This is a genomic window from Pseudomonas sp. LBUM920 (assembly GCF_003852315.1).
GTDB lineage: Bacteria > Pseudomonadota > Gammaproteobacteria > Pseudomonadales > Pseudomonadaceae > Aquipseudomonas.
The window spans coordinates 2588924-2604459 of the sequence record NZ_CP027762.1 but is presented as its reverse complement, the minus strand read 5'-3'; the positions used below and the strand labels follow the sequence as shown (position 1 = coordinate 2604459).

11 protein-coding genes are annotated in these 15536 nt (G+C 60.3%); 7 read left to right on the top strand and 4 right to left on the bottom strand.

Going from position 1 to position 15536, the window contains the following annotated elements:
* Positions 1-2: 2 nt before the first annotated feature.
* From C4J83_RS12205 to C4J83_RS12190, 4 genes are all read right to left on the bottom strand, one after another.
* Entirely contained in the window at positions 3-2258 is a 2256-nt protein-coding gene (locus tag C4J83_RS12205; RefSeq protein ID WP_124417146.1) for an Orn/Lys/Arg family decarboxylase, read from the bottom strand.
* Between the two features lie 203 nt (positions 2259-2461).
* Positions 2462-3202 (bottom strand): DNA polymerase III subunit epsilon, encoded by a 741-nt coding sequence (gene dnaQ, locus C4J83_RS12200; protein WP_164487980.1) that lies wholly within the window; start codon positions 3200-3202, stop codon positions 2462-2464.
* A 79-nt stretch (positions 3203-3281) separates the two neighbouring features.
* Positions 3282-3734, bottom strand: a complete 453-nt coding sequence (rnhA, locus tag C4J83_RS12195) for a ribonuclease HI (RefSeq protein WP_029291380.1) — start codon at positions 3732-3734, stop codon at positions 3282-3284.
* 85 nt (positions 3735-3819) lie between these two features.
* Positions 3820-4578 carry a class I SAM-dependent methyltransferase gene (locus C4J83_RS12190; RefSeq protein WP_106578714.1) on the bottom strand — a complete coding sequence of 253 codons (759 nt, stop codon included), beginning with the start codon at positions 4576-4578 and terminating at the stop codon, positions 3820-3822.
* Between the two features lie 65 nt (positions 4579-4643).
* Between C4J83_RS12190 and gloB the strand changes: the two genes are divergently transcribed.
* The 7 genes from gloB (at position 4644) to C4J83_RS12155 (ending at position 14528) form a co-directional block, all read left to right on the top strand.
* Entirely contained in the window at positions 4644-5411 is a 768-nt protein-coding gene (gloB, locus tag C4J83_RS12185) for a hydroxyacylglutathione hydrolase (protein ID WP_124417145.1), read from the top strand.
* A 98-nt stretch (positions 5412-5509) separates the two neighbouring features.
* On the top strand, positions 5510-6922 hold the full coding sequence (locus C4J83_RS12180) for a transglycosylase SLT domain-containing protein (protein ID WP_106578712.1): 1413 nt from the start codon (positions 5510-5512) through the stop codon (positions 6920-6922).
* A 237-nt stretch (positions 6923-7159) separates the two neighbouring features.
* Positions 7160-8989 carry an extracellular solute-binding protein gene (locus C4J83_RS12175; protein ID WP_124417144.1) on the top strand — a complete coding sequence of 610 codons (1830 nt, stop codon included), beginning with the start codon at positions 7160-7162 and terminating at the stop codon, positions 8987-8989.
* Complete coding sequence (locus C4J83_RS12170) at positions 8986-10818, top strand: extracellular solute-binding protein (protein WP_124417143.1); 1833 nt, start codon at positions 8986-8988, stop codon at positions 10816-10818. Before C4J83_RS12175 ends, C4J83_RS12170 begins: the two co-directional genes overlap by 4 nt.
* Positions 10819-11892: a microcin C ABC transporter permease YejB gene (locus C4J83_RS12165; protein ID WP_119741592.1), complete on the top strand. Its 1074-nt coding sequence runs from the start codon at positions 10819-10821 to the stop codon at positions 11890-11892.
* Between the two features lies 1 nt (position 11893).
* Positions 11894-12913, top strand: coding sequence for an ABC transporter permease (locus C4J83_RS12160; RefSeq protein WP_106578708.1), 1020 nt, complete (start codon positions 11894-11896; stop codon positions 12911-12913).
* A 1-nt stretch (position 12914) separates the two neighbouring features.
* Positions 12915-14528: an ABC transporter ATP-binding protein gene (locus C4J83_RS12155; protein WP_119741590.1), complete on the top strand. Its 1614-nt coding sequence runs from the start codon at positions 12915-12917 to the stop codon at positions 14526-14528.
* The last annotated feature ends 1008 nt before the right edge of the window (positions 14529-15536 follow it).

Genomic DNA, 15536 nt, shown 5'->3' with positions numbered 1-15536 from the left:
CTTTACCCTTTGATGCAATCGACGGTGTAACAACGACCACTGCCGTCGTCTTCGTGTTGCAATCCATGAACATCGGCGACAAAACCGGGAAAGCTGCTATCGAACGTCCTCGCGAACGCCAGGTAGTCAATGATCGATCGGGTCGACTCGGTAAAGCGCTCACCCGGCATGATCAACGGAATGCCCGGCGGATAGGGCACCAGCATCACGGCTGCGATGCGACCTGGCAAGGCGTCAATCGACACCGCCTCCACTTCACCCCTGACCAACTGGTCGTAGGCGTCAGCCGGTTTCATCGCGATTTCCGGCAACACCGTGTACATGCGCTTGAGGTGTTTGGCCGTGGCATTGCTGCGATAACAGCCGTGAAGCTGATCACACAGGTCGCGCAAACCGAGGTTCTGATAGCGCGCCGGCCCTTGTTTAAACACCGAGGGCAAGCAACTGGCCAGGCTGACATTGGCGTCGTAATTGCGCTTGAACTCCAGCAGTTCGGTGAGCAAGGTACTCCATTTGCCTTTGGTGATGCCCATGGAAAACAGCACTAGGAAGGAATACAGGCCGGTTTTTTCCACCACCAGCCCACGCTCCCAGAGGAACTTGCTGACCACTGCAGCGGGAATCCCGCAGTCGCTCAAGGCGCCGCCGGCGTTCAGGCCGGGCATCACCAGGGTCACTTTGATCGGGTCAAGCAGCACATAATCTCCGGCCACATCGCCAAAACCGTGCCAGTCGTCCTGCGGATGCAACAGCCAGTCCGCGGTGACAACCCGGTCGATACCCGCTACCGAAGGCGGCTGCCAGATGGAGAACCACCAGTCCTCGGCAGCGATGTGCTGGCGCAGGTTGGCCAGGGCGCGCCGAAAACTCAACGCCTCATCAAACATTTCCTGCAGCAGTGAACGCCCGGCGGGGCCCTCCATCATCGCCGAGGCTACGTCCAGCGATGCGATGATGCTGTACTGCGGCGAGGTCGAGATATGCATCATGAATGCTTCGTTGAAACGGTCACGGTCCAGCTGCCGCGCGCCGCCGTCCTGCACATGAATCATCGAGGCCTGGCTGAAGGCCGCCAGCAGCTTATGGGTTGAGTGCGTGGTAAACACCAGAGGGCTGTCGGGCGTGCGTGAAGTGCCCATGCCGTAACGCCCGGCAAAGAACTCGTGAAACGCCGCGTAGGCGTACCAGGCCTCGTCAAAATGCAACACCTCGACACTGTTGCCCAATTGTTGCTTGATCAGCTCGGCGTTGTAGCACAGGCCGTCATAGGTAGAGTTGGTGACCACCGCCATCTTCACTTTCGGTGGCCGGCCACGCGTCAAAGGGCTGGCTGCGATTTTGGCGCGGATCGACTCGGGGCTGAACTCGCTCAAGGGGATCGGGCCGATGATCCCCAGTTCGTTACGTTCCGGGCACAGGTACAGCGGGATCGCACCGGTCATGATGATCGAGTGCAGCACCGACTTGTGGCAGTTGCGGTCCACCAGCACCAGGTCGTCACGACCGACCATGGAGTGCCAGACGATCTTGTTCGCCGTGGAGGTGCCGTTGATCACAAAGAACGTATGATCGGCGCCAAAGTTACGCGCGGCGCGGGCCTCGGCTTCGGCCAACGGCCCGGTGTGATCGAGCAGCGAGCCGAGTTCCGGCACCGACACGGACAAGTCCGAGCGCAGCGTGTTTTCGCCGAAGAACTGATGAAACGCCTGCCCCACCGGGCTTTTACGATACGCCACGCCGCCGCCATGGCCGGGCGTGTGCCAGGAGTAATTGGAGTCGGCGGTGTGTTGCACCAGGGCTTTGAAGAAAGGCGGCAACAAGCCATCCAGGTAAGCGCGCGCCGCGCGAGCCACTTGTCGGGCCAGAAACGGCACGGTGTCTTCAAACAGATAAAGAATGCCGCGCAACTGGTTGAGCTCACTCATGGCATCGGCGGGCGCGTTTTCCAGCGTGACTTGCTCGCCCAGGGCAAAGATCGGCAGGTTGGGCGCCCGCACCCGCGCCAGGCGGATCAGTTCGACCATGTTTTGCAACAGGTGGGTATTTTCCCCGGCACCTTCAGCGGCGATCAACATACACGCCAGCCCGTGATGGGTAGAAGCCACCAGGCGGCCTTCGGCGTAATCCACTGCAGAAAAAATACTGAAGCCTTCTTGTTCCAGTTCGTGGGCGATACCTCGAACCCGGTCACCGGCAACGGTGTCGGCCTTGATATCACGGTGCACAATCAGAACAGGAAACTTCAGGTCTTTGTACATGAGTGCGGGCAGTCCCCAGGGCTATGTACTCAGGGTAGAAGCTGGGAGCGGATGTGGCGAATGAAGATTTCCAAGGCGCTGCAAATCAACCGTGGGAACTGGCTTGCCTGCGATGGCGATGGCTCAGTCACAGATAGGTTGGCTGGCCTGCCGATATCGCAGGCAAGCCAGCTCCCACATTTTTTAACCGTGTTCGACCGAGGCTATTGCTGGGTCAGCTGCGACCACAACGCCGGCGCACCCGCCGACTTGGCAATCGCTTCCAGACGCGCCGCGTGCTCAGCCAGATCCTGCTCACTGGCACGGATGATGGTGGTCGGCTTGCGATCAGCCGGCAGGCGGCGGATTTCTGAAGGGCGATTACCCGAACCTTCTGCCGAGCCTGTGCCGTCGGAGGCATTACCGGCCAGGGACAGGCTGGTTTGCCCGCCGGTCATGGTCAGGTAAACGTCGGCCAGAATCTCGGAGTCGAGCAAGGCGCCGTGGAGTTCACGGCCGGAGTTGTCGACGCCGTAGCGTTTGCACAAGGCATCCAGGCTGTTGCGCTGGCCTGGGTGACGCTCGCGCGCCATCATCAAGGTGTCGAGGATCGAGCAATGCTGGGAAATATCCGCACGCTCGGTCTGCCCCATCAGGGCAAATTCGTTATTGATGAAGCCGACGTCGAACGCCGCGTTGTGGATGATCAGTTGGGCGCCGTTGATGAATTCGAAAAACTCGTCGGCCACTTCGGCGAAGCGCGGCTTGCCCTTGAGGAACTCATCGGTGATGCCGTGGACGCCGATCGCGCCCTCGTCACTGTCACGGTCCGGTTGCAGGTAGACGTGGAAGTGACGCCCGGTAAGACGGCGACCTATCAATTCGACACAGCCGATTTCGATGATCCGGTGACCATCGGTCACCGGCATGCCGGTGGTTTCGGTATCGAGTACAACAGATCGGATGGCCATCAGGGTTCAGCTCTCAACGGTGGTATGCAGTGTGGTGTGCGTCAAAGGGCGCGATGTTAACACGTCAGTCGGCTCAGCTCTGTTTGTAGCCGCGCACTTCATCCACACCCCGATTGGCCAGCTGGTCGGCGCGCTCGTTGCCGGGGTGACCGATGTGCCCACGCACCCATTTCCAGGTGATGTTATGGCGATTGCATTGCTCATCGAGCAACTGCCAGAGGTCGGCATTCTTCACCGGTTCCTTGGCCGCGGTTTTCCAGCCGCGCTTTTTCCAGTTGACCATCCACTCGTTGATGCCCTTCATCACGTACTGGGAGTCGGTCACCAACAGCACGTCGCAACGGCGCTTGAGCTCTTCCAGGCCACGAATGGCACCCATCAGCTCCATGCGGTTGTTGGTGGTGTTGGCTTCGCCGCCCCACAATTCCTTCTCCACGCCCTTGCACACCAGCAAGGCGCCCCAGCCGCCGGGGCCGGGGTTGCCTTTGCAGGCGCCATCGGTGAAGAGTTCTACGCTATCGGTCATCGGTTGCATCCATCAAAACGGGCTGGCGATCATCGACCGACAGTATCCCGAGGCCGAAAAATTCGGCAGGTCATCAAAAAGAGGTTTACGGTTCGCTTTGCTTGCGATTGACCTTGGCCATCGGCATCGGCACCAGCTTGCCCATGGGCTGGCGCAGCACCTGACGCACCGGCCGCAGCCCGACCACGATCTTGCGCGCGACCAATAAATAGAAGCCGCCACCCGACAATTGCCAGGCGCCCGCCCGGCGCTCCCAGCCCGCCAGACGGCCTTGCCACTTGGCCGACGCAAGCGGCGGACGATAGCACCCGAAGCGGCGTTTCTCCAGCGCAAAGCCCAGCAGGTTCAGCCAATCGCCCACCCGCGACGGCGAGATGCAGCGTGCCTGGCGCAGGCCATCATGGGCAAACACATGGCGAAGGCCCCAGCTGCTCCAGGGGTTGATGCCGACAATCAGCAAATGGCCCCCAGGGCGCACACTGCTCGCGGCTTCGCGCAACAAACCATGGGGCGACAGGCAAAAATCCAGGCCATGCTGCAACACCACGACGTCGGCGGCATGCTCGCTCAAAGGCCAGGCCTGCTCCTCGCAGACGATCTCCACACCCGGCAACGGCGCACCGAGGCGCACATTGCGCTGCACCTGCGGCGCAGAAGGCGGCGTCTGCGCAGACGGGCCGTAATGCACCAGATAGCCACCAAAGAAGCGGCCCAGCTCGTCTTCGAGCATGCGCCGTTCTTCATCCAGCAAAAATTGCCCGATCGGCCCGGACAGCCATTCACGAGCTGCGCCGATCAGGGCCAGCCACTCAGGATCGGCCTGGGCGAACGCTTTATCAGTCATTGCATTCTCCAACTCGCCTAGACGTTCTAAGATGCACCAATGTGTTCAGCTTGGCGAATCGAAGAATGATACAGATCAGTGCCCTACCCGCCTTCACCGACAACTACATCTGGTTGTTACAAGACCCGCACACCCAGCGCTGCGCCGTGGTCGACCCCGGCGATGCCACGCCGGTACTGGCCTGGCTCAAGCAAAATCCGCAGTGGGCCCTCAGCGACATCCTGATCACCCACCATCACCATGATCATGTCGGCGGCGTCGAGCAACTCAAACGTGTGACAAACGCCAAGGTCTACGGCCCGGCAAACGAGAACATCCCGGCGCGGGACGTCGCATTGCAGGACAACGACCGCATCAGCGTACTGGGCCTGGACTTCGACGTTTATAGCGTGCCGGGCCATACCCTCGGCCATATCGCCTTTTACCATCAAGGCCTGCTGTTTTGTGGCGACACGCTGTTTGCCGCCGGTTGCGGCCGTCTGTTCGAAGGCACGCCGCAACAGATGTACACCTCGCTGGAACGCCTCGCCGCCCTGCCAGCCGAGACCCTGGTGTACTGCACCCACGAATACACACAAAGTAACCTCAAATTTGCCCAGGCGGTGGAGCCTGACAACGGCGATATCGCCGAACGGGTCGAACAGGTCAAGCATTTGCGGGCCCGCGGCGAGATGACGCTGCCGTCCAATCTCGCCCTGGAAAAACGTACTAACCCTTTTCTTCGTACCGCCGAAACATCCGTTAAACAAAAAGCGGACGAACGGAATAGGCGCGATAACCGCGCTGGGGCCGAGGTGTTTGCTAGCTTGAGGGCGTGGAAAGATAAGTTCTAAGCGGATGCAATCTGATACGGATTTTCTGAATGGTTGACCGGAACCAAAGCGCTTTCTAGAATCGCCCGACATTTTTGCCCGGAACTTACTTCCAGCCAATGTCGTCATCTATTCGTAAATCCATTTCTTCAGACGCATTGACCCGCCTGGCTCAAGCCGTGGCGGTGGCTGTGTCCGCTACTCTGGCGGGCTGCCAATCGACTCATTTCGCTGCACAATCCACCGTGCAACCCAAACCCAATCTTGCCGCCAAGATCAAGCAAAAACCTATTTGGCTCTCAGAGAAGCCCAGCCCCGAAGTCCCCCAGGATGTCTGGGAACGCATGCGACGGGGCTTTCAATTGCAGGACGGCCTGGGCGTCAACCCGCGCATTGAGCAACAGCGTTTGTGGTTCGCCAGCAACCCGTCCTTTTTGGAGAACGCCGGAGAACGCGGCAGCCTCTACATTCATTACATCGTCGAACGCCTTGAAGAACGCAACATGCCCCTGGAGCTGGCGCTGCTGCCAGTGATTGAAAGTGCCTACAACCCAATGGCCTACTCGCGCAGCGATGCAGTCGGCTTGTGGCAGTTCATTCCCTCCACCGGGCGCTACTTCAACCTGCGCCAGACCCGCGCCTACGACGGGCGCCGCGACATCACCGCCTCCACCACCGCCGCCCTGGACTACCTGACACGCCTGCATGACATGTTCAACGGCGACTGGTTGCTGGCCCTGGCGGCGTACAACGCCGGTGAAGGCACGGTCAGCCGGGCCATCGAGCGTAACGAAAAGCTCGGCCTGCCGACCGACTACTGGAACCTGCCCCTGCCCCAGGAAACCAAGGACTACGTGCCCAAGTTCCTGGCATTGTCCCAGGTGGTGCTGGCCCCCGAGGCCTATGGCGTCAACCTGAACCCGATCGCCAACACCCCGTACTTCGAAGTGGTTGAAGTCAAGCAAAGCATGGACCTGTCACGGGTTGCCGCGCTGGCTGAAATCGATGAAGACGAACTGTTTCAGCTCAACCCTGCCCTGAAACAACGCACCACCCTCGACGGCCCCCAGCACTTGCTGGTGCCGAGCTCCAAGGCGCATCTGCTCACCAGCACGCTTTCGACGATGAAGCCCGAAGAACTGCTGGCCATGCGCCCGAAAAAGCAGGTGTTCGACGAAGTCGAGACCGCGCGCGTAGCCGGGCGCAGCCGCAGCTACAAAGTGCGCAATGGCGACAACCTCACGCTGATCGCCAAGGCGAACAGGGTCGATGTGCATGACCTGCAGCGCTGGAACAAGCTCAACGGCCAGGCCCTCAAGGTCGGCCAGACCCTGGTGATGCAGGACACGCGCAAGCTGGTGGCCAAGGCTGACAGCAAGAAGCCGGTGCAGTACAAGGTCAAAAAAGGCGACTCGCTGTACATCGTCGCCAAGCGCTTCAACGTTGAGATGCAACATCTCAAGCGTTGGAACCCGCGCACGGGCCAGGCACTCAAGCCAGGCCAGATGCTGGTGGTTTCCGGGCCAAGGTAAACCTGCGTAAGCGCTGGCCTGTGTGGGAGCTGGCTTGCCTGCGATGCAAACACCTCGGTGCATCCGTTGCACCGCGTTGATGGCATCGCGGGCAAGCCCGCTCCCACATTTGCTCTGCACACCGTTCAAACCCTTATCGGCCCCTGACCGGGGGCTTTCCAACAGCCTTTTTCCAGCCGGAACAAGCTGTTACTGTACCGATCATAAAGCCCAAGCCGCCTGGATCGGATCTCTGACTTGAAGCGTCCCCTCCTTCTACTAATAAGTCTGGCCTTGAGCTTTGCGGCGAACGCGACAATTACCGAGAGCCACGGTTATACGCAGTTCGGCACGCTCAAGTACCCGGCCAAATTCACCCACTTCGATTGGGTAAACCCTGCAGCGCCAAAAGGCGGGACACTGCGGGTCATGGCATTTGGCACCTTCGATACGCTCAACCCCTACACCTTCAAGGGCTCCAGCCCGGTTTCCACGCCCAATTTCCTGCAATACGGCGTCAATGAGCTGAACGAGCCGTTGATGGTTGGCACCGGCCAGTACGCGCCGTCCGGCGATGAGCCCACCTCCAGCTACGGGCTGATCGCCCAGTCGGTGGAGTACAGCGAGGACCGCAGTTGGGTGGTGTTCAACCTGCGTCCCGAAGCACGTTTCCACGATGGCAAGCCGATCACCGCCTATGACGTGGCGTTTTCCTATCGCACCCTGCTGACCGAAGGCCACCCGCAATACCGTACCAACCTGCAGGAAGTGGCGCGGGTCGATATCCTCAACCGTCATCGCATTCGTTTTGTGTTCAAGCGCGCCGGCAACCCGCTGCTGATCCTGCGCCTGGGCGAACTGCCGGTATTGCCCCAGCACTACTGGAAAAACCACGACTTCAAGGCCACGACCTTCGAGCCACCGTTGGGCAGCGGGCCCTACCGCATCACCAAGGTCACACCTGGCCGGCAGCTGGTGTTCGAACGGGTCAAGGATTACTGGGGCAAAGACCTGCCGGTGAACCAGGGTTTCTACAACTACGATAACGTCGAGGTGGAGTTCTACCGCGACAGCGACGTGGCCTTTGAAGCCTTCAAGGCCGGCGAATTCGATATCTATATCGAGCACCAGGCCAAGAACTGGGCCACCGGCTATAACTTCCCGGCGGTCAACCGCGGCGACGTGATCAAGGCGCAGATCGCCCACCAGATCCCGACCCAGAGCCAGGGTCTGTTCATGAACACACGGCGGCCGACCTTCGCCCAGACCAAGGTGCGCGAGGCCCTGGGGTTGATGTTCGACTTTGAATGGACCAACCGCACCCTGTTCAGCAGCGCCTATAAACGCACCCTGAGTTACTACCCCAACAGCGAGTTTTCCGCGACTGGCGTACCGGTGGGCCATGAGTGGCTGATGCTCTCGCCGTACCGCGACCAGTTGCCGCCCAACCTGTTTACGCAAGCCTTCAGCCTGCCGCAGACCGACGGCCGCGGCATTCCGCGCCAAACCATGCGCCGCGCCCTGGCCTTGCTGGGTGAAGCCGGCTGGAAGCTGTCGGGACAGCGCCTGCTCAACAGTGACGGGCAGCCGCTGCGCTTCGAGATTCTGTTGGTCAACCCGAACCTGGAGCGCATCCTGCAGCCGTATGTCGAGAACCTCATCAGCATCGGCATCGACGCACGCCTGCGTACCGTTGACCGGGCGCAATACAAACAGCGCCTGGATCAGTTCGACTTCGACATGATCCTGATCACCCTCAACCAGACCTTGAGCCCAGGCCTTGAGCAGTGGCAGTACTTCCACTCCAGCCAGGCCAGTATCAAGGGCAGCAAGAACTACGCCGGCATCGCCAACCCGGTGGTCGACCGCCTGCTGGAACAACTGCTGGCGGCGCAGACCCGCGAAGAACAACTGGCCGCCGGCCGCGCCCTTGACCGGGTGCTGCTGTGGCAGCACTACAGCATTCCCAATTGGTACCTCAACTATCATCGCTTGGCGTACCGCAACCGGTTCGCCTTTGTCACCACGCCGCCTTACAGCCTGGGCCTGAGCGCGTGGTGGCTGAAAGCTTCGGAGAAAGCCCAATGATGAAATTGCGCACCGCATTCCTGAGCAGCCTGTTGCTGTGCAGCGCGGTCAACGCCGCGCCGCAACACGCGTTGACCCTCTACAACGAGCCTCCCAAGTACCCCGCCGACTTCAAGCACTTCGACTACGTAAACCCCGAGGCGCCCAAGGGCGGCACCTTTCGCGAATCGAGCATGGGCGGCTTCGACAGCCTCAACCCCTACATCAGCAAGGGCGTGCCCGCAGACAACCTGCCGTTGATCTACGACACCCTGGCCATGCAAAGCCTGGACGAGCCTGTGACTGAATACGGGCTGGTGGCCGGCAAGATCGAAAAGGCCCCGGACAACAGCTGGGTACGGTTCTACCTGCGCCCCGAAGCGCGCTTTCACGATGGGCACCCGATCCGCGCCGAAGACGTCGTCTTCACTTTCCAGACCTTGCTAAAGGACGGCTCGCCGCTCTACCGCACCTACTACGCCGACGTTGATGAAGTGGTGGCCGAAGACCCGCTGCGCGTGCTGTTTAAGTTCAAGCGCACCAACAACCGTGAGTTGCCACTGATCCTCGGCCAGTTGCCGGTATTGCCCAAGCATTTTTGGGCCACCCGTGACTTTGCCAAGGGCAACCTGGAAATACCGCTGGGCAGCGGGCCGTACAAGGTGGCGCAGGTCAAGGCCGGGCGCATGGTTCGCTATGAACGCGTCAAGGATTACTGGGCCAAGGACCTGCCGGTCACCCAGGGTTTCTACAATTTCGATAACCGCATCACTGACTATTACCGCGACAGCACCGTGGCGCTCGAAGCCTTGAAAGCCGGGCAATTCGACTACTGGCTGGAATTCAGCGCGAAGAACTGGGCCAACGCCTACAACATCCCGGCCGTCACCGAAGGAAGGCTGATCAAGGAAGAAATCCCCAACGGCAACCCCACCGGCATGCAGGGTTTTGTGTTCAACACACGCAAGCCGATGTTTCAGGATGTGCGGGTGCGCAAGGCGATCAGCCTGCTGCTGGATTTCGAGTGGAGCAACAAACAGCTGTTCAACGGCGCCTACACGCGTACCCGCAGTTACTTTGAAAACTCGGAAATGGCCGCCACCGGCCTGCCCGGGCCGGATGAAACGGCAATCCTGGAACCGTTTCGCGACAAGCTCCCCGCCGAAGTCTTCACCCAGGCGTTCGCGCCTGCCAAAACCGACGGCAGCGGCATGATCCGAACCCAGCAGCGCGAGGCTTACCAGTTGCTGCAAGAAGCCGGCTGGAAGATCGTCGACGACAAGATGGTCGACACCACCGGCACACCGGTGACCATCGAGTTTCTGCTGACCCAGACCGACTTCGAACGCGTATTGCTGCCGTTCAAACGCAACCTGGCGGACCTGGGCATCAATCTGGTGATCCGCCGCGTTGACGTCTCGCAGTACATCAACCGCTTGCGCTCACGCGACTTCGACATGCTGGTGGGCAGCTTCCCGCAGTCGACCTCACCGGGTAACGAACAACGCGAATTCTGGGCGTCTTCCAGTGCCGACAAACCCGGAAGCCGCAATTACATGGGCCTCAAGGACCCGGTCATCGACCAACTGGTCGAAGAGCTGATCGATGCAGACTCGCGTAAAAGTCTGGTGGCCCACGCCAAAGCCCTCGACCGGGTATTGCAGTTCGGCTACTACGTGATCCCCGACTGGCACATCAAAACCTTCCGTGTGGCCTATTGGGATCACCTGGGCCACCCCAAAGTCTCGCCACGCTACGACGTCGGCACCGCGACCTGGTGGGCCAAACCTGACGTAAAACCAGCCGTAACCCTGGACACAAGCGCCGATCCGGCGAGCGGAGGCGATTAAATGCTGGCTTATATTGTTCGCCGTCTGTTGCTGATCATCCCCACGCTGTTCGGGATTTTGCTGATCAACTTCATCATCATCCAGGCCGCTCCCGGGGGGCCGGTGGAACAGATGATCGCCAAACTCGAAGGGTTTGAAGGCGCCACCAGCCGCATCGCCGGCGGCGGTGCCGAAGTGTCGGTGGCCGGTTCCAGCTACCGCGGCGCCCAGGGCCTGGACCCGGCGCTGATCAAGGAAATCGAGAAGATGTACGGCTTCGACAAATCGGCGCCGGAACGGTTGTGGATCATGGTCAAAAACTACGCCCGACTGGATTTCGGCGACAGCTTTTTTCGTGACGCCAAAGTCATCGACCTGATCAAGGAAAAGATGCCGGTGTCCATTTCCCTCGGGTTATGGAGCACGCTGATCATGTACCTGGTGTCGATTCCGCTGGGGATCGCCAAGGCCACGCGCCACGGCAGTCACTTCGACGTGTGGACCAGTTCGGCGATCATCGTCGGTTATGCGATCCCGGCGTTCCTGTTTGCGATCCTGCTGATCGTGGTGTTTGCCGGCGGCAGTTACCTGGACTGGTTCCCCTTGCGCGGGCTCACCTCGAACAATTTCGACGAACTGAGCTGGAGCGGCAAGATCCTCGATTACTTCTGGCATTTGGCCCTGCCCGTCACAGCGCTGGTGATCGGCAACTTTGCGACCATGACGCTACTGACCAAAAACAGCTTCCTTGACGAGATCAACAAACAGTACGTGGTGACCGCCAAGGCCAAAGGCCTGACTCACCACCGCGTGCTCTACGGCCACGTGTTTCGCAACGCGATGCTGTTGGTGATTGCCGGTTTCCCGTCCGCCTTTATCGGCATCTTCTTCACCGGCTCGTTGCTGGTGGAAGTGATCTTCTCCCTCGACGGCCTGGGCCTGATGAGCTTTGAAGCAGCGATCAACCGCGACTACCCGGTGGTGTTCGGCACGCTGTTTATCTTCACCTTGCTGGGGCTGGTGGTGAAACTGATCGGCGACCTCACTTACACCCTGGTCGATCCGCGTATCGACTTTGCCAGCCGGGAGCATTGAGATGAACCTGTCCCCCCTCAATCGCCGTCGGTTCGAGCGTTTCAAGGCCAACAAGCGTGGCTGGTGGTCGCTGTGGCTGTTCCTGATCCTCTTCGTACTGAGCCTGGGCGCGGAGTTGATCGCCAACGACAAGCCATTGGCCGTGCACTTCGACGGTGACTGGTACTTCCCGGCACTCAAGCGCTACCCGGAAACCGCCTTTGGCGGCGAATTCCCGCTGGAGGCCAACTACAAGAGCCCGTACATCCAGGAACTGCTCAAGGCCAAGGACGCCTGGACGCTGTGGGCGCCGATCCCGTTCAGCTACCAGAGCATCAACTACGACCTGAAAGTGCCGGCCCCCGCCCCGCCCTCTTCGGTCAACCTGCTGGGCACCGATGACCAGGGCCGCGATGTTTTGGCGCGAGTGATCTACGGGTTCCGCGTGTCGGTGCTGTTCGCCCTGACCCTCACCGTGCTCAGCTCGATCATCGGCGTGATCGCCGGCGCCTTGCAGGGGTTCTACGGTGGCTGGGTCGACCTCGCCGGGCAGCGCTTTCTGGAGATCTGGTCCGGCTTGCCGGTGCTGTACTTGTTGATCATCCTCGCCAGCTTTGTGCAGCCCAACTTCTGGTGGCTGCTGGGGATCATGCTGCTGTTTTCGTGGATGAGCCTGGTCGATGTGGTGCGTGCCGAATTCCTGCGCGGGCGCAACCTCGAATACGTGCGCGCGGCCCGCGCGCTGGGGATGCAGAACGGCGCGATCATGTTCCGGCACATCCTGCCCAATGCCATGGTGTCGACCATGACCTTCATGCCGTTCATCCTCACCGGCGCCATCGGCACCCTCACCGCACTGGATTTTCTCGGCTTCGGCCTGCCAGCCGGCTCGCCGTCGCTGGGCGAACTGGTGGCCCAGGGCAAATCCAACCTGCAAGCGCCGTGGCTGGGCATCAGTGCCTTTGCCGTGCTGGCGATCATGTTGAGTTTGCTGGTGTTTATCGGCGAGTCCGCTCGCGATGCCTTCGACCCGAGGAAATGAGATGAATCAGGACAATCTGATCGAAGTCCGCGACCTGTGTGTCGAGTTCGTCACCGGCGACCATCACCACCGGGTGGTCAATAACGTCAATTTCGATATCAAACGCGGCGAAACCCTCGCCCTGGTCGGCGAAAGCGGCTCGGGCAAATCGGTCACTGCCCACTCGATCCTGCGCCTGCTGCCCTACCCGCTGGCCCGCCACCCGGCCGGCACCATCACCTATTCCGGGCAGGACCTGCTGACGCTCAAAGAAAAAACCATCCGGCATATTCGCGGCAACCGTATTGCGATGATCTTCCAGGAGCCGATGACCTCGTTGAACCCGCTGCATTCGATTGAAAAGCAGATCAACGAAGTGCTCGGCCTGCACAAGGGGCTCACTGGCAAGGTCGCCACCCGGCGCACCCTGGAATTGCTTGAGCTGGTGGGCATTCCCGAGCCGCACAAGCGCCTCAAGGCCTTGCCCCACGAGCTGTCCGGCGGCCAGCGGCAGCGGGTGATGATCGCGATGGCCCTGGCCAACGAACCAGAGTTATTGATCGCGGATGAACCGACCACAGCCCTCGACGTGACGGTGCAGTTGAAGATTCTTGAGCTGCTCAAGGAATTGCAGGCGCGCCTTGGCATGGCGTTGTTGCTGATCAGCCATGACTTGAACCTGGTGCGGCGCATCGCCCACCGCGTGTGCGTGATGCAGAAGGGTTGCATCGTCGAGCAGGCTGACTGCGAGACGCTGTTCCAGGCGCCTCAGCACCCTTACACCCAGGAGTTGCTGGCGGCGGAACCCAGTGGCGGGCCGGCGACCAATGACGTCGGGCCGCCCTTGCTGGAGGTTGATGACCTGAGGGTGTGGTTTCCGATCAAGAAGGGCTTTTTGCGTAACACCGTGGATTACGTCAAGGCGGTGGACGGTATCAATTTCAGCCTGCCCCAAGGGCAAACCCTGGGCATTGTCGGCGAGAGCGGTTCGGGCAAATCCACCTTGGGCCTGGCAATTCTGCGTTTGATTGCCAGCAAAGGTGGGATTCGTTTTGAGGGCCAGCAGCTGGACCGGCTGACTCAGCAGCAGGTGCGCCCGTTGCGGCGGGAAATGCAGGTGGTGTTTCAGGACCCGTTTGGCAGCTTGAGCCCGCGGATGAGTGTCAGCGAGATTGTTGGCGAGGGGTTGCGGATTCACAAGATGGGCACGGCTGTTGAGCAGGAGGCCGCGATTATTGCGGCGCTGCGTGAGGTTGGGCTGGATCCGGAGTCGCGGCATCGTTATCCGCATGAGTTTTCCGGGGGGCAGCGGCAGCGGATTGCTATCGCCCGGGCGTTGGTGCTCAAGCCACGCCTGATTTTGCTGGATGAGCCGACGTCGGCGCTGGACCGTACGGTGCAGCGGCAGGTGGTGGAGTTGTTGCGCAGTTTGCAGGCCAAGTACAACCTCACTTACCTGTTTATCAGCCATGATTTGGCGGTGGTGAAGGCGTTGAGTCACCAGTTGATGGTGGTCAAGCATGGGCAGGTGGTGGAACAGGGGGAGGCTTCGGCGATTTTTGCTGAGCCGCAGCATGTTTATACGCGGCAGTTGTTGGAGGCGGCGTTTTTGGTGCCCGCTGGGGTACGGGCGTGACGGGGTGTATATCCGTTATTGCGTGATGGCTGAGATGGGTTCCGCCCTTACGGCGGGTCACTTTGGAAAAGCCCCAAAGTAACCAAAGGGCTCTTGCCCCACCACTCGGCACCTCGCCTGGGCTCGGTGTGCCCTCACTCCGGCTTGAATCCGTGGGCCGCCGTGACGGGCCATCCATGGCCCAACACGGCTAACCCGGCGTCCTGCCGGGTTACCCACGAATTCAAGCCTGCGTTCGGCCAGCGTGGTTTAACGGGGCGCCTAAGATCAAAGTCAAAAGCAGATCAAGATCAAAAGCAGAGCACGGCGGCCTGGTAGCCGACCTGAGTGGTTAGATCAAAAGCGCAAGCGAGGCGGCCTGACAGCCGACCTGGTTCTTGAAGATGAACTCAATCAAAGGTGGGAGCTGGCTTGCCTGCGATGCCATCGACTGGGTGTTACTGATACACCGAGTTGTCTGCATCGCAGGCAAGCCAGCTCCCACAGAAAAGCCAAGCAGTGCGGTGCTGGCGGTCTGTACTCGGTCAAACTGTGGGAGCGGGCTTGCTCGCGAAGGGGGTGGGTCAGTCAACTCATGTGTAGCTGACACACCGCCTTCGCGAGCAAGCCCGCTCCCACATTTGGATCGCAGTGCATCAGATAGAGATGTGCTGCTGTGCTGTTGCCATGCTTTTGCTTCAACCACTCAGGTCGGCTACTAGGCCGCCGTGCTCTGCTTTTGATCTGCTTTTGATCTTGATCTGAGAGGCCCCGTCAACCACGCTGGCCGAACGCAGGCTTGAATCCGTGGGTAACCCGGCAGGACGCCGGGTTAGCCGCGTTGGGCCATGGATGGCCCGTCGCGGCGGCCCACGGATTCAAGCCGGAGTGAGGGCACACCGAGCCCAGGCGAGGTGCCGAGTGGTGGGGCAAAGACCTTTTGGTTACTTTTGGGGGCGTTTGCCAAAAGTGACCCGCTGTAAGAGCGGAACCCTAAGCGGCCCTGACCGCAGCAACGGATATACCCCC

What these genes read in the sequence shown, in the direction of transcription:
- C4J83_RS12165 (WP_119741592.1), top strand. Translation starts at nt 10,819, where the DNA reads ATGCTGGCTTATATTGTTCGCCGTCTGTTGCTGATCATCCCCACGCTG.
- C4J83_RS12170 (WP_124417143.1), top strand. Translation starts at nt 8,986, where the DNA reads ATGATGAAATTGCGCACCGCATTCCTGAGCAGCCTGTTGCTGTGCAGC.
- C4J83_RS12155 (WP_119741590.1), top strand. Translation starts at nt 12,915, where the DNA reads ATGAATCAGGACAATCTGATCGAAGTCCGCGACCTGTGTGTCGAGTTC.
- C4J83_RS12205 (WP_124417146.1), bottom strand. Translation starts at nt 2,258, where the DNA reads ATGTACAAAGACCTGAAGTTTCCTGTTCTGATTGTGCACCGTGATATC.
- C4J83_RS12160 (WP_106578708.1), top strand. Translation starts at nt 11,894, where the DNA reads ATGAACCTGTCCCCCCTCAATCGCCGTCGGTTCGAGCGTTTCAAGGCC.
- gloB (WP_124417145.1), top strand. Translation starts at nt 4,644, where the DNA reads ATGATACAGATCAGTGCCCTACCCGCCTTCACCGACAACTACATCTGG.
- rnhA (WP_029291380.1), bottom strand. Translation starts at nt 3,734, where the DNA reads ATGACCGATAGCGTAGAACTCTTCACCGATGGCGCCTGCAAAGGCAAC.
- C4J83_RS12180 (WP_106578712.1), top strand. Translation starts at nt 5,510, where the DNA reads ATGTCGTCATCTATTCGTAAATCCATTTCTTCAGACGCATTGACCCGC.
- C4J83_RS12190 (WP_106578714.1), bottom strand. Translation starts at nt 4,578, where the DNA reads ATGACTGATAAAGCGTTCGCCCAGGCCGATCCTGAGTGGCTGGCCCTG.